Origin of the sequence: uncultured Actinomyces sp., assembly GCF_963526355.1 — a bacterium.
Lineage (GTDB): Bacteria > Actinomycetota > Actinomycetes > Actinomycetales > Actinomycetaceae > Actinomyces.
Window position 1 is genome coordinate 23,950 of the sequence record NZ_CAUROW010000007.1, and the last position, 24,341, is coordinate 48,290.

Consider the following 24,341-nt stretch of genomic DNA (forward strand, 5'->3'; position numbering starts at 1 on the left):
ACGAGCGCGCCTCCGCATTGAGTGAACAGTCAAGATCCTCCCCATCATCACGGGGCTCTGTTGCCTACGATAGGCGAAACGGGCGCTGGATCCGAGGGTGTCTTCGGACAGCGTTCGGTGCCCCACAGAGCGGAGGAATCATGAGGGCGTCCAGAAGAGTCAGCAGGAGCAGGATCGCCGTCGGCGTGGCCGGTATCGGCCTGACGGTGGGGGCCTTCAGCCTCTACTCACGCAGGCGCTACGGGCGCTCGGCCGCGGCGACCCTGGCGGAGTACGGCACCCGGCCGGTCAAGATGGTCCACACACGCATGTCGATCACCAAGAGGATCGCCCATCTGGCCAGCCGCCCTGAGGCTCGCCGCGCCGTCGCCTTCCCCGCCTGGGGACGCCTCTTCTACGACCTGGAGCGGCGCGAGGACTCCGGCATGCCCGTCTACCACCTCCGCCCGCGGACGCCGTCGAACACCATCGTCATCTACCTCCACGGTGGCGGCTACATCACGACGGCGGTCACGGCGCACACCTGGTTCGTCGACCACCTCGCCCGCAGGACGGGGGCCGACGTCGTCATGCCGCTCTACCCGCTGACGCCCCACCACACCTGGCAGGAGGCGCACCGACTGGTGCTGGACCTCTATCGGCGCGTGGTCACCGAGAACCCGGGGAAGCGGATCGTTCTCATGGGTGACAGCTCGGGCGGAGGCCTGGCGGCGGTCATCGCCCTGTCCCTGGCCGAGGCCGGCGACACCCAGCCCGACGAGCTCGTCCTCATCTCGCCGTGGGTCGACGTCACCCATGCCAACCCGCAGATCGCCGACTACGTCGACACCGACCCGCTCATGGCGCCCGAGCCCCTCACTGAGATCGGTCGGTCCTGGGCAGGCGACACGCCGCCAACCGACTGGCACCTCTCCCCCATCTACGGCGACCTGTCGGGCCTGAAGAAGGTGACCACCTTCGTGGGAACCCGGGAGATCTTCCTGCCGGACAATGCGCTCTTCCACGCCAAGCTCCTGGAGGCCGGGGTCGACTCGACGCTGCACGCCGGTGAGGGGCTCAACCACGTCTACCCGATGTTCCCCACCCCTGAGGGGCATCGGGCTCGCCGCGACCTCGTCCGCCTCATCACCGGGGAGCTCGCCTCAGCAGCGCCCAGCCGTTCTGGCAACGGACGCCATTGACGACGGCGAAGAACTCATCCCGATCAAGACCGCACTTCTTAGCCCGTTCGAGCTTCTTCTTGCACGTGTTCGAGATGACGATCTGGAGCATCACAGGTCCAGGTCGTTGCGCAGGTCAGCCATACTTCGGTAACGCTTGTCCGTTCCTGCGGCGATCGCTGCATCGGCGTCCTCATAAGCCCATCGCACCTCGGCAGTCATGCCCCGGCTCACCCGGCCTGTGCGGAGCGGTAGTACATGACTGCGACCTGGGTGCGGTTGCGCAGGCCGAGCTTGGCCAGGATCGAGCTGATGTGGTTGCGCACCGTACCCTCGCTCATGAACAGCCGCACCGCCACTTCGGCGTTGTCCAGCCCCTCGGCCACGGCCTCAACCACCTCGTACTCGCGGTCGGTCAGGGCGGCGAAGACGGTCCTCCGCAGGTCCTGCCGCCCCCGGCCCCGATCCGCCCCGCTCACCTGCGGCCCGGCGCTGTGCCCCATGGTGGCGCTGCGCTCGAGCACCTCCCCCTCCAGGACGCATACTCCGGCCATGACGGACCGCAGCGCCGGAGCCACCTGGGCGACGTCCTGCTTGATGAGGTAGCCGCGCGACCCCATCCTGAGGGCCCGCACGATGTACTCGTCGTCGGAGAAGGTGGTCAGGAAGACGATGCGCGCTCCTGCGTCCTCAGCCAGAATCCGCTCGGCCGCGCTGAGCCCGTCGCCGTCGGGCATCTGGATATCCATGAGAAGGATGTCCGGGGCCAGCTCCCGGTAGCGCTCGACGGCCTCGAGCCCCGAGCCGCCCAGACCGACGACGTCGATGTCGGCCTCGACCGACAGGATCGTGGACAGGGCCTGGGCGACGAGCGCGTCGTCGTCGACGATGAGGACCTTCATGACTTTCCTTCTCTGCCTGCTGCATCCTTGGGAATCGTGGCGAAGACCGTGAACCGCGGCCGCGGGGTGATTCTCACCCGGCCGCCCAGAGCCTCGACCCGCTCGGTCATGGAGCGCAGCCCCAAGCCCCCGCGGCCGTCGACGGCCGGGTCGTCCTCGTCGGGGACGACACCGTCGTTGTCGACCGTGACCTGCCAGAACGCAGGGTAGTCAGTGACCGTCACCCGGGCCGAGTGGGCCTGACCGTGGCGGGCGGCATTGGTGAGTGCCTCACGCACCACGGCGACGATGCAGCGCACCACCGCAGGCGGGGGCTCGACGTCGGTGGAGCAGTCGACGCTCACCGCGGCGATGCCGCTGTGGGAGGCCAAGAGGTTGAGGGAGGTGGCCAGCTCCTCACCCTCGTCGGACAGCGCGTGGACGGAGCGGCGCATGGAGTCCAGGGCCTCATCGAGGCCCGTATCCAGGGCGGTGAGGTCGGTGACGACACCCGGCTCGTCACGGTGGACGACCTGGAGGGCCTTGACCTGCAGCAGAAGGCGAGTGAGGAGGTGGCCGACGCCATCATGGATCTCGCGGGCGATCCGGGTGCGCTCGGACAGGGCTGCGGCGCGCAACTCGTAGTCCTGGGCCCGGAGCAGCTGAGCGTTCGTGTCCTGCAGGATGAGGACCTTCTCGCGCAGGTCGTCTCGCACGGCATGAAGGCTGGTGCGCGTGGCCTCCTCCTGAGTGGTGCGCAGGGCGAGAAGAACCGCTAGCGCACAGATCGTCAGAGCGAGCGCAAGCACCGGTACTTCCGGCGTCCTTCGGGCCACGACGACCGCGAGCGGAAGACCACCGACCACCGCCACCACTCGCTCCTGCCGGCTCCCGGACGCGGCGAGACGGGCCAGGTCGTGGGCCACCAGAGGCGCACCTGATACGGATGCCGCGGTGAACGCTCCCAGCAGGAGATAGATGACCGGAACGGTGATGGCCCACCGCCGTTGATCCACAATCATGCTCAGCCCACTGGCGGTCACGGCAACAAGCAGCCAGATCACGACGGCCGCATCCGCCCTCCCCACCAGCAGGGCCAGCAGGACGCAGCCGCACAGCAGCACTCCTTTGTCGACCAGAACCTTCACGCCTCGATTATCGACGATGGCGAGCAGTCCCGAGTCCGGCGGACCGGTCCACCGACCCCGCTTCGCAAAGCTCATGACAGAAGTCATGGATACCCGCCCAGGTCATGACGGCAGGCACTTCTGACCACCACCGCCCCCGCAGGAACATGGGAGTCATGAACCGGGAGGCACCGGTGGGAAGAGAGGAACTGAGATGGAAGTCAAGGACGGGATCGGGGACACCAGCCCTGCTGTGGAGGTCAGCTCCCTGGTCAAGCGCTACGGGGAGCTGGTCGCGGTGGACGGTCTCTCCCTAAGGATCCCGCGCGGCCGGGTACTGGGCCTGCTCGGCCCCAACGGCTCGGGCAAGACGACGACGATCAGCTGCCTTCTCCAGCTGCTCACCTACGACAAGGGCTCTATCCGGGTGTTCGGCGAGCCGATGACGCCCACCGCTTATGGACTCAAGCGCCGCATCGGTGTGGTTCCCCAAGAAGTGGCCGTCTTCGACGAGCTCACCGTGGCGGAGAACATCGACGCCTTCTGCGCCCTCTATGTGCGCGACCGCGCCGAGCGGCGCCGCCTGGTGGCCGAGGCGATCGCCTTCGTCGGCCTGGAGAAGTTCGTGAAGTTCAAGCCCAAGAAGCTCTCCGGCGGTCTGCTGCGCCGCCTCAACATCGCCTGCGGGATCGCCCACGGCCCCGACCTCATCATCTTCGACGAGCCCACAGTCGCCGTCGACCCGCAGAGCCGCAACGCGATCCTGGACGGCATCAAGCGTCTCAACGAGCACGGCGCCACCATCCTCTACACGAGCCACTACATGGAGGAGGTGGAGCAGCTGTGCGACCGGATCGTCATCATGGACCGCGGCCAGCAGGTCGCCTCCGGCACCTCCGACGAGCTCAAGGCCATGATCGGCACCGGTGAGCGCATCCGGGTGGAGATCGCGGGCCCTGTCCCGTTGGGCGAGGAGGCCCTGGAGGCTCTGCGTCGCCTGGACCACGTGCGTACAGTCACCTACCAGGACGGCGAGGTCCTCGTTGAGTGCACTTCCGGGGCGCACAACCTCTCCGACGTCATGAGGGCACTGAATGCGGCGGGAGCGACCTGCGGCCGAGTGACCTCCGAGCCCCCGACCCTCAACGACGTCTTCCTGGAGATCACCGGGCGGGCCCTACGCGACGAGGCGGCCTGACATGCTGACCGTCTTCTCCTACCAGGTGCTCAGGCTCCTGCGCGATCGTATCCTGCTCGTGTGGACGCTCGGCTTCCCGATCATCATGTCCCTCATGTTCATGGCGATGTTCGCCAACCTGGACAAGGACTTCGAGGCCACCCCCATCAGCTTCGGCGTTGTCCAGGACGAGGCCTACCGGGCGGCTCCCGGCCTGGATGCCGTCGTCGAGCAGATCTCCGCCGACGACGCCGACCCCCGCCTCATCACCAAGGTCACCTACTCCACCGCTTCCGAGGCCCAAGCCGCCGCGAAACGGGGGGACACGAACGGTTATCTCGCTGTCAAGGACGGCGATCCCGTGCTGTACGTGACTCAGGAGGGCAATGAGGCCGAGACGACTCGGGTACTCCGAGTAGTCATGGACTCCTACACCCAGAGGCAGGCCGAGTTCAAGACCGCCATCGAGGCCGGGGTTCCGCCGGAGCAGATGGCCTCCCTTCAGGTCGACCACTCCTTCACCCACTCGATCTCAGTGACGCCGTCTCCCGTCAAACCCGCGACCCGCTACTACTTCGCGCTGCTGGCCTTCGCCAGCGGCATGGGCACAACCGTCACCATGACCGCGGTGCAGAGCATCATGGCCACCTCCCCTCTGGGAGCCCGCCGAACCCTGGCGGGCCTGCCGCGGTGGAAGGTCCTCACCGCCACGCTCGCGGCCTCCTGGGTGTGCGTCCTGATCTGCCTGCTCATCGCCTTCGCCTTCATCGCCACGGTGGTGGGTGTGGACTTCGGGCCTCACGTGTTCCTGTGCCTGGTGGCGATCGGGGTGGCCGGCCTCATGTCGAGCACTGCAGGCGCCGCACTGGGCACCTTCGGCAAGATGGGGATCGGGATGGTCGCAGCAATCAGCTGCTTCCTATCGCTGTTCACAGGCCTCTACGGACCCTCAGCCCAGTCCCTGGCCAGCACCGTCGAACTCCATGCCCCACTGCTGGTGCAAGCCAACCCGCTGTGGCAGGCCACCCGATGCTTCTACGGGCTGCTCTACTACGACTCCCTGGCCCCCTTCGCCCACAGCTGCGCAGTCCTGCTGGTCATGACCTGCCTGTTCCTCACCATTGCCCTGATCCGTGCCAGAAGGATGAACCATGAGCACCTTTAAGACGTCGCTGAAGATCGTGGCAGCCCACAGGAAGTACGTCCTGATCTACCTGATGGCCCTGTCCCTGCTCGGCCTGAATGCGGGAGCCGCTCAGACCGAGGACACATCCAGCCAGGTCAAGGAAGCCACGGCGAGTGTGGCCGTCATCGACCGCGACGGCTCCACGATCTCCCAGGGGATCAAGGACTACGTCGAGTCCGTCGGCAAGGCTCAGTCGCTGGAGGACTCCAGGCAGGCCATTCAGGACGCCACCGCGCAGAACCGCATCAGCTACATCCTCATCATTCCGGCCGGATACGGGCAGCGGCTCCAGGAGGCCACTCGCCAAGGCGCCGAGCCTCCCCGGATGGACACGGTCATCGGATACGAATCGGCCGCAGGATCGCTGATGAACGCGAGCACCAACTCCTACCTGGGGCAGGTCACAGGGTATCTCTCAACGCTGACCGATGATCCGGCTCGTGCCGTCACTCTGGCCAAGGAAACGATGAACCACTCCGCCCCTGCCGAGCGGATCGCCCAGGACGCCACCCCCCTGCCGCACAGCCTCGTCGTCTACGCCATGTTCTCCTTCTACCCGATCATGGCCTTCGCGATCGTGACGATCTCAACGCTCATGACATCGCTGGGGCACCGGTCAGTCCGTTCCCGCCTCAGCGCGGCACCGGTGAGCGGCAGATCCCGCAGCCTCGGGATCATGGGAGCCTGCCTCATGATCGGCCTGATCGGATGGCTGTGGATCTTCGGGCTGGGAGTCACGAAACTCGGAACCAGCGCCGTGACGACATCGGCCCCGCTGCTGGGAGTCGTCGGTGCGGCCCTGGGCGCCTATATGCTCGTTGCGGTCTCGCTCGGCTTCCTCCTGGGGCAGGTCGGCCTGGGCCAGAACGTGGCCAGCACAGTCGCCAATATCGGTGGCTTGGCCATGTCCTTCCTATCGGGGGCGTGGGTGCCCACCGAGTGGCTGCCCGACGCCGTCATCCAAGTCTCCAAGTTCACCCCCGGGTACTGGGCGGCCCAGGCGATCTCAGGGGCGTACACCGCCACCTCGATGTCCGCCGACGTCATCCACCCCCTGCTCGTCGACTGCGGGATCTGCACCCTGTTCGCCGTCGCGATCTTCGCCGTCGCCATGGCCGTTGGACGCACCCGGGCGCAATCGTCACTCTAAGACGAGCGTAACGTCTCCGTGGGCCGGCTGGAGAGACCAGCCGGCCCACGGAGACGTTCAAACCAGTCAACGCCCAGGCGGTCCCGCCTGAGTGCACCGGGCGGTCGGCACGACCGGAGCCAGCCAGGTCGCCACGGGCTCGGGAGACCAGGAGGCGTTGAGGGCAGGCCGGCGCAGACCTTCCGGTCTCCGGTGGCTCGGCATCGGGCGGTGCGTTGGACGCATTCATGTGCGGTCCGTCGTCGAAGCGCATCAACATCGCTGTCGTCACCACCAATCCTGGGACAGATCTCCCGCCTGCCCCAGCGTACGAGCGACGTCGGGGCCGGTCGCCAGACGGCAACCGGCCCCGGAACACGTCATGCGTCTTCACTCCGACATTGTTATTTCACGGCAACGAAGACCGTATCGGCCATCACGCCCGGAGTGACTGCAAGGACGCCATCACGAGCCGTGTCCGAGGGAACCTCGTAGGCAATATTTCCGGTAACACTTGCACCCTTGTGCAAAATCTTCATAAAGTCGATGCCATCCGGAGCAACGACGGCCGATCCGGCTGCATCAATGGTGATTCCATCAACCGTGACATAGTCCACCGAAGCGAAGAGAGCAAGTTCTCCGTTCGAGTTATCACCGATGTATGTGGCGGTGTAGTTGATGAGAATATATTCTTTTCCAGCAGCGGGCGGATCATTGAACTGGTTCGCCGCAGCAACCGCATCATTGGCATTGAAGGTGACCGAGTTGACAACGACCTTCCAATCCTCTCCGGAGATCTCGGTACCAAGCGGATAAGGATTCTCACGGGTCTTTCCCTGCCCAGAGGACCTCGAACCTCGAGCATCCGACGACGTTCCACTGGGAGCCACCGAAGCGGAGACGGCACTCGTGGAGGAGGTGGCCTCATCGACAGCGCTTCCCAGCAGCGCCAGGAAGACTAGGACGCCGGCGATCGTGCCGATCACCGACACAATGACGGCTGTGATCGCAGGCCAGAGCACTTCCCCCTTCCGGAAAAGACCTACCAGTCCCATGATGAAGGAGATCGGCAGCAGGACCCAGCCGATGATCAGCGCGCCGGGGACGCAGGCGAAGATGAACCCGATGACTGCCATGACCAGGGCAATGATGCCCACGATGTTGTGCCCCTTCTTCATCGGTGGCTGATACATCGGCATCTGTGGCTGATACATCGGCATCGGTGCCTGCCCTTGCGGCGGGTACTGCTGGGACGGGAAGGATTGGGGAGGATACGACATTGTGGCTCCTGATATTCGACAAGGCGTCGAACTGAGGCAGAACTGAGACGAACGAGTGCAGCGGCATCTGCTGCAGCGTCCATAGTAGCCAAGGCAACGCCATCAGCGAATACTCGAATTGGAGGTCCCCACGACTCAACGTTCCAATACAGTCACATACCTACCGCGAGAAAGTCGATCTCGATACAACCGCCACAGGCGTGAGGCCCCTCAGCAATGCGTCAACTGGCGGAGCCCGTTACGACAGGCAGCCGCTACGACTCCGTCACTCCCACTCGATGGTGCCCGGGGGCTTGCTCGTGCAGTCGAGCACAACCCGGTTGACCTCCGGCACGGAGTTGGTGATCCGGTTGGAGATGCGCGCCAGGACATCGTAGGGCAGGCGGGTCCAGTCCGCGGTCATGGCATCCTCACTGCTCACCGGCCGCAGAACAATGGGGTGACCGTAAGTGCGCCCGTCGCCCTGCACCCCCACGGAACGCACACCGGCGAGCAGCACCACTGGGCACTGCCAGATCTCATCGTCGAGCCCGGCGGCGGTGAGCTCCTCGCGGGCGATGGCGTCGGCGGCCCGCAGGACGCGCAGGTTCTCGGCCGTCACCTCTCCGATGACGCGAATGCCGAGTCCCGGTCCGGGGAAGGGCTGTCGGGCGACGATCTTCTCCGGCACACCGAGCTCACGGCCGATGGCGCGCACCTCGTCCTTGAACAGCTCGCGCAGCGGCTCAATGAGCTCGAAGTCGAGGTCCTCGGGCAGGCCGCCCACATTATGGTGACTCTTGATGTTGGCGGCACCCTCTCCCCCGCCAGACTCGACGACGTCGGGATACAGAGTCCCCTGGACCAGGAAGCGGATCTCACCGCCCTCAGCGCCCACGGCCTCGATCACCCGGCGCTGGGCCACCTCGAAGGAGCGGATGAACTCCCGGCCGATGATCTTGCGCTTGGCCTCCGGCTCGGTGACGCCGGCCAGGGCGCTCAGGAAGCGCTCGGTCTCGTCGACCGTGATGACGCGGATGCCCATGCCCTCGGCATAGTCGTGCTCCACCTGCTCGCGCTCGCCGGCTCGCAGCAGACCGTGGTCGACGAAGATGCAGGTGAGCTGGTCACCGATCGCGCGGTGGACGAGGGCGGCGGCCACGGAGGAGTCCACTCCTCCACTCAGGCCGCAGATGACGTGGGCATCACCCACCTGCTCGCGAATGCGGGCGACCTGCTCGTCGATGATGTTGTCCGGCGTCCAGGTGGCCGGCAGCCCCGCCTCCTTGTGCAGGAAGTTGACCAGGGCGGCCTGCCCGTGCTCGGAGTGAAGGACCTCGGGGTGCCACTGCAGTCCGTAGAGGCGACGGCCCGGATTCTCGAAGGCGGCCACCGGCGTCTGGGATGTGGAGGCGGTGACGGTGAAGCCTTCGGGGGCGGCCTGAACCGCGTCACCGTGGCTCATCCACACCACCTGGTCGTCCGGGGTGCCATCGAACAGGCAGGAGCCCCCCTCCACGCGGACGGGGGTGTGTCCGTACTCGCGGGTACCGGTGCGCCCGACGGTTCCGCCCAGGGCCTGGGCCATGGCCTGGAATCCGTAGCAGATGCCCAGGACCGGCACTCCGGCATCGAAGAGGGCCCGATCAACGCAAGGGGCGCCGTCGGCGTAGACCGAGGAGGGTCCACCGGAGAGGATGATGGCCGCCGGCTGCTTGTCCAGCATGGCGGCGGCATCCATGGAATGGGGCACGATCTCGGAGTAGACACCGGCCTCGCGCACGCGGCGGGCGATGAGCTGGGCGTACTGGGCGCCGAAGTCCACCACGAGGACGGGGCCGACGGCGCTGGAAAAGGGCTGGCTGGTCGTCACCTGAACAGGATAGCCGGGGCGGTAGCCAACCACCTTCCGCCTTGCCGTCACACCCTTCTGAAGCCGCCCACGAAGACGATCGGACACGCATACAGCCCCGCTCGGCGACGCCGCACACCTCAGCACCCCTCACAACAGGACTAGACCAGTGGGATGCATCGCGCCCTTACCTCACGGATCACATCCCCAGATCAAAACCACTGCGCCACAGACCTTCCCGATCCCCCGTCAGGACCGGCAATGCTCTCTATGACGCCATATTGACCCACACACTTCTGCGACCGGGTCACAGCGACCCTGGCGATCCCATGTGATCCACGAGTCGCCCACGCAACACACATCACGATCCTTTGTCTAGACAATTGGGTGGGACCTTCCTAGAGTTCCACTCGACGGACAAACCTCCGTCCGGCCCACGGGCTGCACACCGTCGTGCAGGGACGCACGACTGGTAGTCAGGCAGACCTGCTCGACACACATCGAGAGGAACACTCACATGACCGCCACCATCACCGAGCGCCCCACCCAGACCGTCGAGACCACGGACACGGCCACCCAGGCGACCACCACCTCCACGCAGGCCGAGGCCAACCGCCTCACCTTCGCCGTCGCCATGATCGCCGTCATGGTCGCGGTCATGGCCCTGGCCGTTGTCGGCGCCGTCACCGGTGTCCCGACCATCATGTTCGCAGCCTCCGTCCTGGCAGCGATCACCATGGGCGTGGGCATTTACACCGGCATCAACCTCCTCGAGGCCCGCTGAGCGTAGAAGTCTCCAACGAGCCCATCCGAGCTCACCACCAGGTCCGGACCACGCATCACAAGCAACGCAGGCCCCGGATCCAGCCCGGCAGGGCACAGAACAACGAGGCTGCGCGGCCAAGGAAGCCCGCGCAGCCATGGCAACCCGAGGGGCACCGCACAGGCGGCGCCCCTCTTCTCGTGCCTGACCCCCTACGTCAGGGCGAATGACAGTGACGCCGACCTGACACGCCGACGCCCAAGCGCGATCAGAACATGCCGTTGTCGTTGGCGGAGGTCTCCGGGATCACCTGAAGCACATCCCAGTGCTCCACGATCCGGCCGTGCTCGTCGAGACGGAAGATGTCGATACCCGCATAGTCATCCGACCCCGGCCACCGCTGGTGGCAGTGCAGGATGACGTAGTCCCCCTCGGCGAAGGCACGCACGAACTCCACGCTCTTGCCGGGGTAGTCGCGGGCCATCCGCTCGAAGTACTCGACGAAGGCCTCCTTGCCGTCGGCCACGTGGGTGTTGTGCTGCCGGTACTCGTCGCCGGCGTAGCGCTCCAGCGCCGCCCTCGGCCGGCACTGGTTGAACATGAGGTCGTAGAAGGCCTTGACGTTCTCCTTGTTGCGCTCCAAGGTGCGCTCCAGATCAGTGGGCATCGGGTCTCCTGCTCCTTTGCTCCTTATGATGGTCACGATAGTCAGTCAGACGCCCTCTGCGGTCGACGGTGCACTTGCCCGAGATGTCCAAATCTGCCACAAACGCGGGCTCCAGGCTTACACCGCCACAAGGACACCGCATGATTCCGCGGTTCTGCTTGCGGCCCGAAGGGCTGACAGAGTCCTTTGCTGCAGATGCGGACAGGCAGCACCTTGCGCCCCGGTTCAAGGCACGCATGGCGTCTCCTGCTCGAGCCGTCAGGGCTCGAGCAGGAGACGCATTCATGGGGCGGAGCGGGAGGACTCCGGCAGTGAGGGACTACAGCGCCATGTCGACGACGGCGCGCCCCTGGATCTCGCGGTTGCGCAGCGCGGTGTAGCCGGCGCCGGCCTCCTCAAGCGGCAGGCGCCGCGAGACGACGTCGCGGTAGTTGATGACGCCCTTGTCGGCCAGGTCGACGACGGCCGGCAGGTCCTGGCGGGTGCGCGCCCCGTAGGAGCCGAGGATCGACTGCGAGCGGCGCACGGTGCGGTTGATCTCCACGCCGGCGGTCTGCACGCCGGCCCCCAGGCCGATCGGGACCATGCGGCCACCGTCGGCCAGGACGTCCAGGGCGGTGGTCCAGGTGGCGGGGATGCCTAGTGCCTCGAAGGAGACGTCCACGCCCTTGCCACCGGTGAGTCGGAAGACCTCCTCGCGGGCGTCCTGGGTGACGGAGTTGACCACAGCGGTGGCCCCGTAGTCGAGCATGGGGGCGAGCTTGTCGTCGTCGACGTCGATGGCGATGACCTGGCCGGCACCGAAGGCGCGGGCGATCTGGACGATATTGGTGCCCACGCCGCCGGTGGCGACCACGGCGACGGTCTCCCCGTAGCGCAGGTCGGCGCCGCGGCGCACGGCCCCGTAACCGGTCATGGCGGCGCAGCCCAGGATGGCAGCCGGCACCATGTCGATGCTCTCGGGCACGGGGGCCACAGCGGTGGAGGGGACGACCGCGTACTCAGCAAGCCCGCCCATGGAGTACATGGCCACAGGCTCACCGTCGGGGGTGTTCAGGCGGGTGGTGCCGTCGTAGAGGACGCCTTTGAGGCGGTTGAGGTCGAAGAAGGGGCCGCACAGCTCGTCGCGGCCCGCGGCGCAGGCATCGCACTGACCGCAGGGCATGAGGAAGCCCCCGGCCACCTTCTGCCCGATCTCCAGACCGGTGTGCTCATTTCCGGGGCCGAGCTCCACAACGGTGCCGGAGACCTCGTGGCCGAGCACCGCCGGCAGTGGGAAGGCGATGGCGCCGCCGATGACGTGGAGGTCGGAGTGGCACAGTCCGCAGGCGGCCACCTTGATAAGAACCTCGCCGTTCTTGGGCCGGGGAGTACGCAGGGTCTCGATCTCCAGTCCGACCTCGTGGTCCCGCAGGACCGCGGCCTTCATGGTCTCAGGGATGGACTCGGTTGCCTCTGAGGCCTGGACTGCCTCGTTGCTCGTCATGCTCAGGTGCCTCTCTGTCAGGTGTCGACGACGTCGGGCCGCCGAGTGGCTTCTTGCGGCCACACCCCCACCATACGATATTTGTCCTGACAAATCATAGGTCTGAAGTCGGATGCGTGGGCGCTGCCCTCAGAACCGCCTCGCGCTCACCCCTCCCCTAGACCTTGAGCTCGCGCGGCAGCCTCAAGAGCACGACGGCGACGCTGAGCACCGACAACGCGAAGGCCGCCCAGATCAGGGCGGGCGTCCCGAGGTACCTCACGATGAGCAGTGAGGCGAGGAGGACGCCGGCACGCACCAAGACCCCTCCGGTCGCTGAGGCGCGCCGCTGCGCCTCAACCAGCCAGGGCGGGATCCGCGGGTCGATCGCCCCCTGGCAGGCGGGCAGGACCAGGACCGACTGGCTGGCGACAAGGACTGTCAGGGAGATGATGATCGTCCAAGCGCCGCCCGCACCCCCAAGGGTCATGCCGGTGACCAGGAAGGTCGCCCCCAGGACGGCGACGACAGCGCCCAGCACCACCCGCAGGAAGCGCAGCTGCTCAACCCGGGTCACCAGCACCAGGGCGAGGAGCGCCAGCCCCATCCAGGTGGCGGCGCTCGCGGCAATCGCAGCGGATGCGAGCCCGAGCTCGGATGCGATCAGCGGAGCGAGGACCAGGGCCGCTGTCCCCAGGGGCGCCTCCTGGGCGATGATGAGGACGGCGCCGGTCAGCACGGCGGCACGCACCTGGGGCACTCGCAGGTCCGCAGGGGTCAGAGCCTGCTGCTCGACCATCATCTCGGCATCCAGGCGGGTCCAGTCGATGGCCACAGAGGCCTCCAGAGTTCCGTGCAAGCCGCGCAGTGCCTCGAAGGCCTCCACATCGCGGTCCCGTTGTACGAGCCAGACCGGGCTCTCGGGCAGACGCAGAGCGCAGACCAGGTAGACCAACGCGGCACCCGCAAGCACCGCCCAGGCGGTCGGCGCTCTCGCAGGGCTCCACCAGGCCGCCAGCACCACAATGCCCGCCCCGGCAGGGCCAAGAGCCATGGCCTGCGGCATGAGGCGTTTGTGTCCGCGCAAAGAGAGCTCGTGGCATATCAGTGGTGCGGCAACGAGCACCCCACCCACGGCCAGGCCCGCCAGCCCGGACCCGACGAGGGCGGGGGCGCCGCCGAGCCCGGCCGTGAGCCCCGCACCCACCACCGCAAACACAGCCATGACCAGGCCGGTTCTCCTGCGGCCCAGGTACCGGGCGAGCGGTCGACCGCCGAGGGTCCCCAGAATCATGGCCGCACCGACGACGCAGACCTGCGCCAGCGCGCCGCCGCGGGCGTCCGCGACGACGACGGCCAGCGCCCCTTCGAGCGCCCCGAGGAACAGACCCGCCGCCCATGCGTACAACCGGAGGTGAGCCGGGGCGGGCGGCGCGCTGCGCGGCGGATGCGGGGTCATGGACCGGTCACCGTGTACGTCATGGGCGGCATGGGCGGCATTGTGGGTAGATGTCTGTTCAGATGCGGCATCAGCTGACGCTGACGACATCGGACGGGAACTGAGACAGTGTGTCAGAACCGAGCGATCGGCTTCAATCCGTTCCTGGCGGGCCCTCCAACCCGACGGCCTGTCACCGGCTCAACACGGTCTCAGCCCCCTGACCGAGTGAGTCAGCTGTACTCCTTCTCGAAATGCACCTCGAGCTCCTCCAAGGAGTGGTACTTCGTCTCGGGCACGTACTTCGTGTAGAAGATGAGGGAGAACACGTTGATGAGGCAGAAGATGAGGTAGGTGCCCGCTCCCCCGAGCTTCTCCATCATGATGGGGAAGACCAGGGCGACGATCGCGTTGGCGATCCACAGAGCACCGACAGCCAACCCCATGGCCGTGCCGCGAACCTTGGCGGGGAAGATCTCCGCCACGAGGACCCAGGTGACTGTTCCGGACTGCTTGGCGAAGACGAACAGGGAGACGATGAGCAGCACCAGGTAGGGAGCGAAGGTGGGAGCGCCTTTGATGTTGCCGTCGGCGTCCTGGTAGGGCTGGATGAGGAAGTAGAAGACCGCGGCCAGGAGCCCCAGGGAGACCACGATGCTGGCCTCCTGGTAGATGCCCACGTGCCGGCGGGCGAACTTGGTGACCAGCCACAGGCCGACCGCCGATCCCACGAAGGAGATGAACCCGGAGACAACGTTAAGGGAGATCGCGTCGCTCATGGGCAGACCTGCCGCGGAGAGCACCTTGGGCGTGTAGTACATGGCCGTGTTGATACCGGTGAGCTGATCCGCCAGGCCCAGGATGATGCCGATGATGAGCAGGTGCCGGGTCCACTTAACGCCGAGGATCTGGGCCAGGCCCCACTTCTCCTGGCTGGCCTCCTTGCGCTGGACCTCGAGCATCTCGTCGATCTCATCGGCAATGGGGCCGTCCTTGGACTCATCGCGCACGCGCTTGAGGGCCCCGATGGCCTCGGCGATACGCAAGTTGGCGACGTACCAGCGCGAGGACTCCGGCATGAGACGGATCCCGATCCACAGCGCGATGGCCGGCAGCGAGGCCAGCACAAGCATGTAGCGCCAGGTCGTACCGTTACCGGACTCGACGGCGACGTTGGCCAGGTGCTGGACCGACTCCCAGGAAACGGTCTCGCCCGCTTTGGTGACAACCTCGCCGGAACTGTTGACGACGTCTTTGGCGACGGTGACCTCCGGACCACCGTGGATCTGGGTCAGGACCGCGTTCATCGAGAAGGCGAGGAACTGACCGAAGACGATCATCATCTGGTCCACGGCCACGAGCGTTCCGCGGATGCGCTTGGGGGCCGTCTCACCGAGGAAGACCGGGACCGTCGCCGAGGCGCCGCCGACGGCGAAGCCCAGGACGATGCGGAAGAAGTAGAGGATCCAGATGTTCGGCGAGAAGGTGCACCCCAGTGCGCCGAAGAAGAAGACGGCGGCCAGGAGCGTGATGTTGTGGCGACGCCCGTACTTGTCGGAAAGCTTGCCGCCGACCGAGGCACCCAGTGCAGCGCCCAGGCACAGGAAGGTCCCTACGAGCCCCTCCTCCACCGAGTTGATCTGAAGGCCGCTGGCGTCGTGAGGCAGGTACATATACGGCAACGCGGCCGAGATCACTCCGGTGTCGTAGCCGAAGAGCAGCGAGCCGAGGGTGGCGACCAGGGCGATGAGTCCGAGCGAGCGCTTCGGACCCGAGGCGGGGGTCTGGTCGACCAGCTCCTGAATCTTCTCCGGCGTGTACTGCGCCGCAGAATTCAATGGTGTGGACATGGATGGAACTCCTTGGGTCGTCCGCCGTCGTTGGCGGAGGCGAAAAGTCGCTGCTGGGTGGACCGAGAGTCACGGCCCGCCGGCCACCGCCCCGCAGCGCAGGAGCGGGAGCCGGCGGCGTGGGCGGTCCTCACTGTAGACGGAGAGGACCGATGAGGGTCAGCCGAGCTCCTCGCGGAGCCGGGCCAGCACTCGGCGGTTGATGTCATCGGCGTGCTCGTGCCAGCCGAAGACGCACACGGAGAGCACGCCGTCGAAGCCGATGTCGCGCAGCGTGGAGAAGACGGCGTTCCAGTCGACCTCGCCGTTGCCGACCTCGTTGTGCTGGTGGACGGTGACGTCGGCGCCGGGCGGGTTGATGATGTAGCGGTTGCCGTCGTTGGCACGGTGGTTGAAGCCGTCGGCGATGTGGACCTCGCGCAGCTTTCCGGCCTCGTGGGCGGAGCGGATCATGCGCTCAACGTCGCCGGCGCCGTCGGAGAGGTGGAAGGCGTGAGGGCAGCAGAACTCGTAGCCGATCCAGTCCTTGTTGACCGCGCGCACGAGGTTCAGGGCAGGGTCGTGAAGCTCGACGAAGTCGTAGGGGTGGGCCTCCATGTTGAGCCGGATGCCGTAGCGCTCGAAGTCGGTGATGAGTTCCTCGATGGAGCGGAACCACTGCTCCTCGCTGCGGCGGGCCTGGTTGCGGTCCCCGGAGAACTCCGAGGTGATCTCCCGGACGTCGAGCTGGTCGGCGAGCTCGAGCAGGCGCCGCCAGTTGGACACCTGGGCGCGCCGCTCCTCCTCGTCGGGCGAGGACCAGTTGAAGACGGGGTTGAGGGTACGCACCTTGACGCCCGTCTCCTTCTGGGCCTTGTTGAGCTCGGCCACGAAGGCGTCATCGGCAGCGGGACGGTGGTGCCAGAAGTGGAAGTCAGCGCTGGGCGAGAGCTCGACGTGCTCGAAGCCCAGCTCTGCGGCCTTGTAGAGCGTGCGCACCGTGGGCATGGTGCGGTAGTACATGTTGGGGTCAAGAGCGATGTCTACCAAGGAGGTCTCCTCTCGGGCGCCGACGGCCGTGTCGACACCCCCCATAATGTCATGACAATTGCGTCTAGGGAAGTGGTGAGGGCGGGAGCACGTCGCCCTGCCGCCGACAAGTCGTCGCCCGAGGAGGCGGGTCCGGACACCTCCCAGGACGAACATGGCGGGCGGCCCCCGTCGTCATCCATCCGATGAGGCCATCGGGACGCTGGCGAACACGCAGCAATCGCGAACGCACCGACAGACGGTTGCAACGGCGAGGACGACGACGGGAGGCTTCAGGCGTAGAAGGCGGGCTTGGTGATGAGCGTGACGTCGACCATCGGCGAGGACTCATCCTCCAGCGAGGCGACCGCCGCGTCGACCACGGAGGTGGCCGCGTAGCCGTCCCAGGAGGTCGAGCCGGTGTGCTCATCGCGGGCCACGGCGTTGATCCACTCCTACACCTCGCGGTTGAAGGCGTCCTCGAAGCGGTCGATGTGCGACTGGCACATGGCGTTGCGGTTGCCGTGGATGTCGCGGACGTGGATCCGCTCCTGGTCTCCCAGCCTCACCGCGGCGGTCTCCAGCACGAGCTCGCACTCGATGGAGTAGGCGTACTGCAGGTTGACGTTGACCTCGTCGTCGATGCGCACGCCGGACTCGGTGTACATGACGACGACGACCGGGTCGATGAGGTGGTCGAAACGGTGAGTGGTCGACTTGGGCCGCTCGACGCGCACCTTGACGATCTCCTCGCCCAGGAGCCAGCGCATCGTGTCGATCTCGTGGATCGCCGTGTCGTCGATGGCCATGCGCGAGGTGTAGGACTCCGGCACGGCGGGGTTGCGGTGACGGTTGTGGACCAAGAGGGCCTGGCCGTTGTCGCCGTCGTCAAAGACCTTCTTCATCTCGTTGTAGGCGACGTCGAAGCGGCGCATGAAGCCCACGGTGACGAGCTTCTTGCCGGCCTTCTGCTCGGCCTCCATGATGGCGATGCAGTCCTCGGCGGTGGTGGCCAGGGGCTTCTCGCACAGGACGTACTTGCCGGCCTCAATGGCCTTGATGACGTCGGGGGCGTGGACCTTGCCGAAGGTGGCGATGAGGACGGCGTCGACGTCCGGGTCGTTGATGAGCTCATCGGCGCTGTCGTAGGCCTTGGCGCCGTATGGCTCCGCGGCCGAGACCGCGGCCTCGTAGTTGATGTCGGCCACGGCGACGATCTCGCCGCCGGACAGGACGCCCGCGATGCGGGCCAGGTGTGCGCGGCCCATACCGCCGGCGCCGATGAGTCCGATGCGTGCAGTCATAGGTGTCTCCTCGTTGAGATGGTGTCAGTGATGGGTCGACCGAATCGAGCGGCAGGAGGCCTCAGGCCAAGCCCAGGCCGCACTCGGCCAGGTACGTGCGCATGTTGATGGCGTTCTGCTTGGGGAAGGACGGGTCGCAGGGGTAGCAGTCCTGCTCGCAGATCGCGTAGATCGGCTTGTCCAGGGCTGCCAGGGCGTCGACGAACTCGTGCATCTCGGGCAGGCCGGCGGGCGGGCAGACCGAGGCGCCCTTGGTGACGGCCTCGCCGAAGGGCCAGTCCTTCTCGTGGGCCTCACGGGTGATGTCCTCATCGAAGGCCTTGATGTGGACGTAGGTGATGCGCTCGGGGTACTTCCGGCACAGCTCGACGGGGTCCCCGCCGCCGTAGACGACGTGCCCGGAGTCCAGGCACAGGTTGACGTAGGTCGGGTCGGTGGCGTCGAAGATGCGGGCGATCTCCTCGGGGGTCTCGATGTGGGAGTCGCCGTGGGGGTGAAGGACCATCTTGAGGCCGTACTCGTCCAGGAGCATCTGCCCCAGGGCATTGGCGTGCTCGACGTAGAGCTTCCAGGCGTCGTCGGACAGGACGCGGTCGTCGGTCCACTTCCAGGTCTTGTCATCGCGGTAGAGCGGAGGCAGGTGGACGATGTACTCGGCGCCGACGGCGGCGTGGGTCTCGGCGATGGCACGGAAGGTCTTGATCGTGGTCTCCCAGGCCTCCTGCTTGTGCAGGATGCCCCAGCCGGTACCGGCCACCACCCTCATGCCGAACTCGTCGCACCACTTCTGGAGCTCCTTGGGATCGGTCGGGAAGTAGCCGAAGGGGCCGGTCTCAATGACCTCGAAGCCGGCCTCGGCCATCTCCTCCCAGGCCTGACGGGGGTCCATCTGCTTGGGGTCCTCGGGGAACCAGACGCCCCACTGGTCAGGGCAGACGCCGATGGTGAGCTTGGAGTACTTGGGATCGTTGGTGTTGACGGCTTTGGACATCGTTGTCTCCTTCGCGAGGCGGTATCCGAATCGTTTCGGATACGACACCTACTGTACGCCGCCGTCAACCAAGTATCCAGGGCTTTGTACTAACAAAGATGTCTGATCTCTAGCGCCCCCACCACTCGTCAGAGTCTCAGAGCCCCTCCCTTCGGCCCGAGGACGTACCTTAGGTCTCGGGAACTGACCCCGGAGGCACAGTCCGCGATCTCTATCGTGTGTCCTCGGCAGCATCGATGCCGGTGGCCACAGGGACACCACAGCCTGCATTACCCACAGAGCTCGAAACGTCACTGGTCGATCACACGACTGGGCATCAACCTAGCGATATGGAGACCTACCCCGAACCTCCCCGACTTCCGCTCGTACTGGCCTGCAATGGTCCTCCGCCCCTTATGCGCAATCCAGTGAGGGTCGCTCATGGCCTCTACACGGATCTCAGCACACGGGAAATGGAGCCTTGGAGAGCGGCCGAGCAGCTTAGTCCGGCCCGCTGTGTCGCAGCCTGCATGCAGGTCCCCTCGGCCCTTGCTTTGAGTCACGAGTCTGCTGCGCTTGTCCATGGCCTGTGGGTGCAGCAGCACGAGCCCGACATCAGTCTTGCCATGTCCTCTCGATCCCGCCGAACCCGAATGTCGCTTCCGCCGGCTCCTGGAGGGCGACGTAACACCTCTCTTCGACGACGTCGGGGCAGTTTGGAGAAGAAGGACATCACAGAGGTCTCAGGCCTGCCGGTGACGACCGTGCTGCGCACGGCTATGGACTGCGCCTTCGACCTGCCTGCACGAGAGGCGATCTGCATCGTCGACTCGGCTGTGCGCAGCCTCGCTCGTCCATCACGCTACCACCACGAGGAATCCGAGCAGCGCATGGAAGCGGTTCAACGTCGACTTGAAGAGATGGTTGCTGAACAGAGGCATGGCCGAAGTACATGGTGCTGGCGGAGTTCGACGGACAGGTGAAGTACAAGTCGTCTGAGTATCTGTGGAGGGAAAAGCAGCGCCATGACGCACTGGTCAGGATGGGATGGCGCACTGAGCGCTTCATCTGGGACGATTTCAGAAACCTCATCGCACTGCGCCACCGAGTCATGACACTCTTCCCTCCCGCGGCCGCACGCCGCTGGCGTCCCGTCGCAGACCTGTGGAAGTAGGACGCGCCCCCAGCAATGCGCGGACGCACCGTAGGGCTCGCGGACTCATCCTGCAGGATCAGTCTTTGAGACCTACGGTGCGTCCGCGGCGATGGGTGCGGAGCGAGCGCACCTACTCCTCGCGCTGGAAGGACATGGTCGCGGCGTAGGTCTTCTCCGAGGGCCAGCGGGTGGTGACCGCCTTGGCGCGGGTGTAGAACCGCACACCCTCGGGGCCGTGGATGTGGGTGTCACCCAGGAGCGACTCCTTCCAGCCACCGAAGGAGTAGTAGGCCACCGGCGTCGGGATCGGCACGTTGATGCCGACCATGCCGGCCTCCACGTCGAGCTCGAAGCGGCGGGCCACGCCGCCGTCGTTGGTGAAGATGGCCGCGCCGTTGCCGAAGGGCGAGGAGTTGACCTGCTTGATGGCCTCCTCGTAGGTGTCGGCGTGGACGATCGCGAGCACCGGCCCGAAGACCTCCTCGGTGTAGAGCGAGGACTCCAGGGGCACGTTGTCCACGATGGTCGGGCCGAGGAAGTGCCCCTTCTCGTGGCCGGGGATCACCAGTGGACGACCGTCGAGGACGATCTCGGCGCCGCGGGACTCGGCATCGTTGATGAGACTGGTAATGAACTCCTTGGACTTGGCGTCGATGACCGGTCCCATCTCGATGCCCTCGTCCATGCCGTAGCCGACCTTGATCCTCTCGGCGTGAGCCTTGACGCGACGGGCCAGGTCCGGACCGCAGCCGCCCACGGCCACGACGACGGGCAGGGCCATGCAGCGCTCACCGGCGGCCCCGAAGGCGGCGGCGGAGATGTGCTGGGCGGCGAAGTCCAGGTCGGAGTCGGGCATGACGATGGCGTGGTTGTTCGCCCCGCCCAGGGCCTGGACGCGCTTGCCGTGGGTGACGCCGGTGTTCTGGACGATATGGGCCACCGGGGTGGAGCCGACGAAGGAGATCGCGTCGATGCCGGGGTGCTCGAGGACCTTGGAGACCATGGTGCGGTTACCGGAGACGACGTTGAAGACGCCGTCGGGCAGGCCGGCCTCCTTGTAGAGCTCGGCCGTCAGCAGTGCCGCCGAGGGCGTGGCCGAGGCCGGCTTGAGGATGAATGCGTTACCGGTGGCGATGGCGATGGGATGCATCCACATGGGCACCATTGCCGGGAAGTTGAAGGGACAGATGCCGGCGACGACGCCGACCGGCTGGCGCAGGGTGTGGATGTCCACACCGGTGGAGATGCTGGAGGAGAACTCACCCTTGAGGGCCACGTTGATGGCGGTGGCGAAATCGAGGGTCTCGCGACCGCGCTGGATCTCGCCGACGGCATCGGAGTAGTTCTTGCCGTGCTCGGCCACGATCATCTTGGCCATCTCATCCTGGTGGTCCAGGACGAGCTGGCGCATGCGGAACATGATCTCCGTGCGCTTGGCCAGGGAGACCTTGGCCCACTCCTTCTGGGCACGGCGGGCAACCTCGACGGCGTGGTCGAGGTCGGCGTCGGAGGCCTGGAGCAGCTCCGCCTCAACCTCACCGGTTCCAGGGTTCTCGACCGAGAAACGGCCGATGGGCGAGCCCTCGTACGGCTTTCCGTCGATCCAGTGCGCGATCGTTCTCATCGTTATCGACTCCTGATTGTCGGTTTCGCGGGCCCGTCCCCGCCTATGGGGCCGACCGGGTACAACCCCGACCAAGGTCTCAGTGGAGGGCCGGCCGGGCGCCCAGCGCCGTGCATGTACCCGCAGCCTAACGTCCTAGGCGGCAGATAACGTTATTTTGTCAGAACATAATGGGGGCGTTGACCACATCGTTATCTTTCCATGCCCCTGTAACTCCCCGACGACGCCCCGAGGTCTCAGCCAGAGGCCCACGTACACGCATCAAGGCGGACGGCGGGGTCCACTGCCTTGACTGCCGTGGACCCCGCCGTTGCGGTTGATTCAGGAACTGCGCGCCGTTTCCGCGTCCTACCTGCGATCCCTCCAGAGTGGCCTTACAGGTAGTGCCGCTGAGGCTTACGGTCGCGCTGGTAGTCCTCGTAGGCGCGCTGGGTGGACTCCAGGGCGGAGACGCCTGAGACCGGGACGTCCCACCAGCTCGACCCGGGCGGGTTGGGGCCGTAGAGGTCGGTCTCGATGTGAATCATCGTGGGACGGTCGGAGGCCTCGGCCTTGCGGTAGGCCTCCTTGAACTCCTCGATGGTGTGGACCTCGAGGACGTCCAGTCCCCAGGAGCGGGCGTTGGCGGCGATGTCGACGCCGTCGATGACCTGCTCGTCGGCCAGGTGGCTGCCTTCGCCGCGCCGGCGGTACTTGGTGCCGAAGCGCTGGGAGCCGCGGGACTCCGAGAGGGCACCGATGGAGCAGAAGCCGTAGTTCTGCAGCAGGACGTAGATGACCTTGATGTTCTCCTGGACCACGGTGGCCAGTTCCATGGGGAGCATCTGGTAGGTGCCGTCGCCGACGATGGAGACCACCTCGGCCTCGGGCCGGGCGAGTTTGACCCCCATGGCGGCGGGCACCTCGTATCCCATGCAGGAGAAGGCGTACTCCACGTGGTACTGCAACGGGCTGCGGGCCTGCCACAGGGCCTGGAGGTCACCGGGCATGGAGCCGGCGGCGTTGATGACCACGTCCTCCTCCCCCATGAGCTCGTTGAGGGCGCCGAAGACCTCGGTCTGAGCGGGAAGGGGCCCGTGATCCAGGTGGTAGCAGCGCTCGGTGGCCTTGAGCCAGGCCTGCTTCTCCCGGGTGATCTCATCGGAGTAGGCCGCCTCGACGCGGTGGTCCGCGAGCGCCTCTCTCAGGGCGACCAGGGCCTCGCGGGCGTCGGCCACCACCATCTCCGCGCTCTCCTTGGCGGCGTCGAAGGGGGTGACGTTGATGTTCACGAACTTCACGTCGGGGTTCTTGAACTGGGTCTTGGAGGCCGTGGTGAAGTCGGAGTAGCGGGTGCCCACGCCGATGATGAGGTCGGCCTTGTCGGCGATGTGGTTGCCGGAGTCGCAGCCGGTGGAGCCCACGCCACCCACGGCGCTGGGGTGGTCGAAGTTGATGGCGCCCTTGCCGGCCTGAGTGTCGCCCACCGGGATGCCGGTGGCGGTGGCCAGGGCGCGCAGCTCCTCGCTGGCACCGGCGTAGATGGCGCCTCCGCCGGCGATGATGAGGGGGCGCTTGGCGGCCTTGATGAGGGCAACCGCGCGCTCAAGCGCGGCGGGCTCGGGCACCGGACGGCGCACGTGCCACACGCGTTTGCGGAAGAGCTCCACGGGCCAGTCGAAGACCTCGGCCTGGACGTCCTGGGGCATGGCGATGGTGACCGCGCCGGTCTCGGCGGGGTCGGTGAGCACGCGCATGGCGTTCAGGAGCGAGGGGATGAGCTGCTCGGGGCGGTTGATGCGGTCGAAGAAGCGCGAGACGGGCCGGAAGGCGTCGTTGACGCTGACGTCCAGGCTGGTGGGGTCCTCCAGCTGCTGGAGCACGGGGTCGGGGACGCGGGTGGCGAACTGGTCGGAGGGGAGCAGCAGCACCGGTAGACGGTTGGTGGTGGCCAGGGCGGCTCCGGTGACCATGTTGAGCGAGCCCGGGCCGATGGAGGCCGTGCACATGTAGGTCTGGAGGCGGTTGGTGGTCTTGGCGAAGGCGGCCGCCGCGTGCACCTGCCCCTGCTCGTTGCGGGGCATGATGTAGGGCATCTCCTGCTCGCCGTCGGCGCGGGCGATCTCGTTCTGCAGGAGGGCCTGGCCGATGCCGGCCACGTTGCCGTGGCCGAAGATGCCGAAGGCTCCGGCGATGAGGCGCTGCTCGACGCCGTCGCGCTCGGAGTACTGGTTGGACAGGAAACGGATGGTGGCCTGGGCGACCGTCAGGCGGATCGTGCCGGCGTAGGCTTCGTTGCTCATCGTGGTTCTTCTCTGCTCTTCTCAGGTGGTGGGGCGGTCGAAA

At 66.3% G+C, this 24,341-nt stretch carries 18 protein-coding genes and 1 pseudogene; 6 read left to right on the forward strand and 13 right to left on the reverse strand.

The window, feature by feature from the left end:
- Positions 1–140 precede the first annotated feature (140 nt).
- Positions 141–1,181, forward strand: coding sequence for an alpha/beta hydrolase (locus tag RWR81_RS03425; protein ID WP_314454415.1), 1,041 nt, complete (start codon positions 141–143; stop codon positions 1,179–1,181).
- 209 nt (positions 1,182–1,390) lie between these two features.
- Here the strand turns inward: RWR81_RS03425 and RWR81_RS03430 are convergent, their stop codons facing one another.
- Both RWR81_RS03430 and RWR81_RS03435 read right to left on the reverse strand, forming a co-directional pair.
- The gene (locus RWR81_RS03430) at positions 1,391–2,062 is read right to left on the reverse strand and encodes a response regulator transcription factor (RefSeq protein WP_314454417.1); all 672 of its coding nucleotides are present in this window, start codon (positions 2,060–2,062) and stop codon (positions 1,391–1,393) included.
- Positions 2,059–3,264, reverse strand: coding sequence for a histidine kinase (locus RWR81_RS03435; RefSeq protein WP_314454419.1), 1,206 nt, complete (start codon positions 3,262–3,264; stop codon positions 2,059–2,061). Before RWR81_RS03435 ends, RWR81_RS03430 begins: the two co-directional genes overlap by 4 nt.
- 118 nt (positions 3,265–3,382) lie before the next feature.
- Between RWR81_RS03435 and RWR81_RS03440 the strand changes: the two genes are divergently transcribed.
- From RWR81_RS03440 to RWR81_RS03450, 3 genes are read left to right on the forward strand one after another with little or no spacing between them, the layout of a single operon-like run.
- On the forward strand, positions 3,383–4,366 hold the full coding sequence (locus tag RWR81_RS03440; RefSeq protein ID WP_314454421.1) for an ABC transporter ATP-binding protein: 984 nt from the start codon (positions 3,383–3,385) through the stop codon (positions 4,364–4,366).
- A gap of 1 nt (position 4,367) precedes the next feature.
- Positions 4,368–5,510, forward strand: a complete 1,143-nt coding sequence (locus tag RWR81_RS03445) for an ABC transporter permease (protein WP_314454424.1) — start codon at positions 4,368–4,370, stop codon at positions 5,508–5,510.
- A complete protein-coding gene (locus RWR81_RS03450) occupies positions 5,497–6,681 on the forward strand; it encodes an ABC transporter permease (RefSeq protein ID WP_314454427.1) in 1,185 nt (394 codons plus the stop codon). Before RWR81_RS03445 ends, RWR81_RS03450 begins: the two co-directional genes overlap by 14 nt.
- A gap of 383 nt (positions 6,682–7,064) precedes the next feature.
- Here RWR81_RS03450 and RWR81_RS03455 read toward each other — a convergent pair whose 3' ends face one another.
- Complete coding sequence (locus RWR81_RS03455) at positions 7,065–7,940, reverse strand: hypothetical protein (protein ID WP_314454431.1); 876 nt, start codon at positions 7,938–7,940, stop codon at positions 7,065–7,067.
- Positions 7,941–8,205: 265 nt separating this feature from the next.
- Complete coding sequence (gene guaA / locus RWR81_RS03460) at positions 8,206–9,792, reverse strand: glutamine-hydrolyzing GMP synthase (protein WP_314454433.1); 1,587 nt, start codon at positions 9,790–9,792, stop codon at positions 8,206–8,208.
- A 496-nt stretch (positions 9,793–10,288) separates the two neighbouring features.
- On the opposite strand from guaA, the gene RWR81_RS03465 reads away from it, so the two are divergent.
- Positions 10,289–10,555 carry a hypothetical protein gene (locus RWR81_RS03465; protein ID WP_314454435.1) on the forward strand — a complete coding sequence of 89 codons (267 nt, stop codon included), beginning with the start codon at positions 10,289–10,291 and terminating at the stop codon, positions 10,553–10,555.
- A gap of 247 nt (positions 10,556–10,802) precedes the next feature.
- On the opposite strand, the gene RWR81_RS03470 is transcribed toward RWR81_RS03465, so the two are convergent.
- From RWR81_RS03470 to RWR81_RS03500, 7 genes and pseudogenes are all read right to left on the reverse strand, one after another.
- Complete coding sequence (locus RWR81_RS03470) at positions 10,803–11,201, reverse strand: nuclear transport factor 2 family protein (protein WP_314454437.1); 399 nt, start codon at positions 11,199–11,201, stop codon at positions 10,803–10,805.
- A 319-nt stretch (positions 11,202–11,520) separates the two neighbouring features.
- On the reverse strand, positions 11,521–12,687 hold the full coding sequence (locus RWR81_RS03475; protein ID WP_314454439.1) for a zinc-binding dehydrogenase: 1,167 nt from the start codon (positions 12,685–12,687) through the stop codon (positions 11,521–11,523).
- A 157-nt stretch (positions 12,688–12,844) separates the two neighbouring features.
- On the reverse strand, positions 12,845–14,125 hold the full coding sequence (locus tag RWR81_RS03480; protein WP_314454442.1) for an MFS transporter: 1,281 nt from the start codon (positions 14,123–14,125) through the stop codon (positions 12,845–12,847).
- Between the two features lie 212 nt (positions 14,126–14,337).
- Positions 14,338–15,954 carry an MFS transporter gene (locus tag RWR81_RS03485; protein WP_314454445.1) on the reverse strand — a complete coding sequence of 539 codons (1,617 nt, stop codon included), beginning with the start codon at positions 15,952–15,954 and terminating at the stop codon, positions 14,338–14,340.
- Positions 15,955–16,113: 159 nt separating this feature from the next.
- Entirely contained in the window at positions 16,114–16,983 is an 870-nt protein-coding gene (locus RWR81_RS03490) for a sugar phosphate isomerase/epimerase (RefSeq protein WP_314454524.1), read from the reverse strand.
- Between the two features lie 272 nt (positions 16,984–17,255).
- A pseudogene (locus RWR81_RS03495) lies at positions 17,256–18,266 on the reverse strand (Gfo/Idh/MocA family protein).
- Between the two features lie 61 nt (positions 18,267–18,327).
- Positions 18,328–19,257, reverse strand: a complete 930-nt coding sequence (locus RWR81_RS03500) for a sugar phosphate isomerase/epimerase (protein ID WP_314454447.1) — start codon at positions 19,255–19,257, stop codon at positions 18,328–18,330.
- A gap of 931 nt (positions 19,258–20,188) precedes the next feature.
- On the opposite strand from RWR81_RS03500, the gene RWR81_RS03505 reads away from it, so the two are divergent.
- Positions 20,189–20,410, forward strand: coding sequence for a hypothetical protein (locus tag RWR81_RS03505; RefSeq protein WP_314454450.1), 222 nt, complete (start codon positions 20,189–20,191; stop codon positions 20,408–20,410).
- A 112-nt stretch (positions 20,411–20,522) separates the two neighbouring features.
- Here the strand turns inward: RWR81_RS03505 and RWR81_RS03510 are convergent, their stop codons facing one another.
- The gene (locus tag RWR81_RS03510) at positions 20,523–22,016 is read right to left on the reverse strand and encodes a CoA-acylating methylmalonate-semialdehyde dehydrogenase (RefSeq protein ID WP_314454452.1); all 1,494 of its coding nucleotides are present in this window, start codon (positions 22,014–22,016) and stop codon (positions 20,523–20,525) included.
- A gap of 374 nt (positions 22,017–22,390) precedes the next feature.
- Positions 22,391–24,298: a 3D-(3,5/4)-trihydroxycyclohexane-1,2-dione acylhydrolase (decyclizing) gene (gene iolD / locus RWR81_RS03515; RefSeq protein ID WP_314454455.1), complete on the reverse strand. Its 1,908-nt coding sequence runs from the start codon at positions 24,296–24,298 to the stop codon at positions 22,391–22,393.
- Between the last annotated feature and the right edge of the window lie 43 nt (positions 24,299–24,341).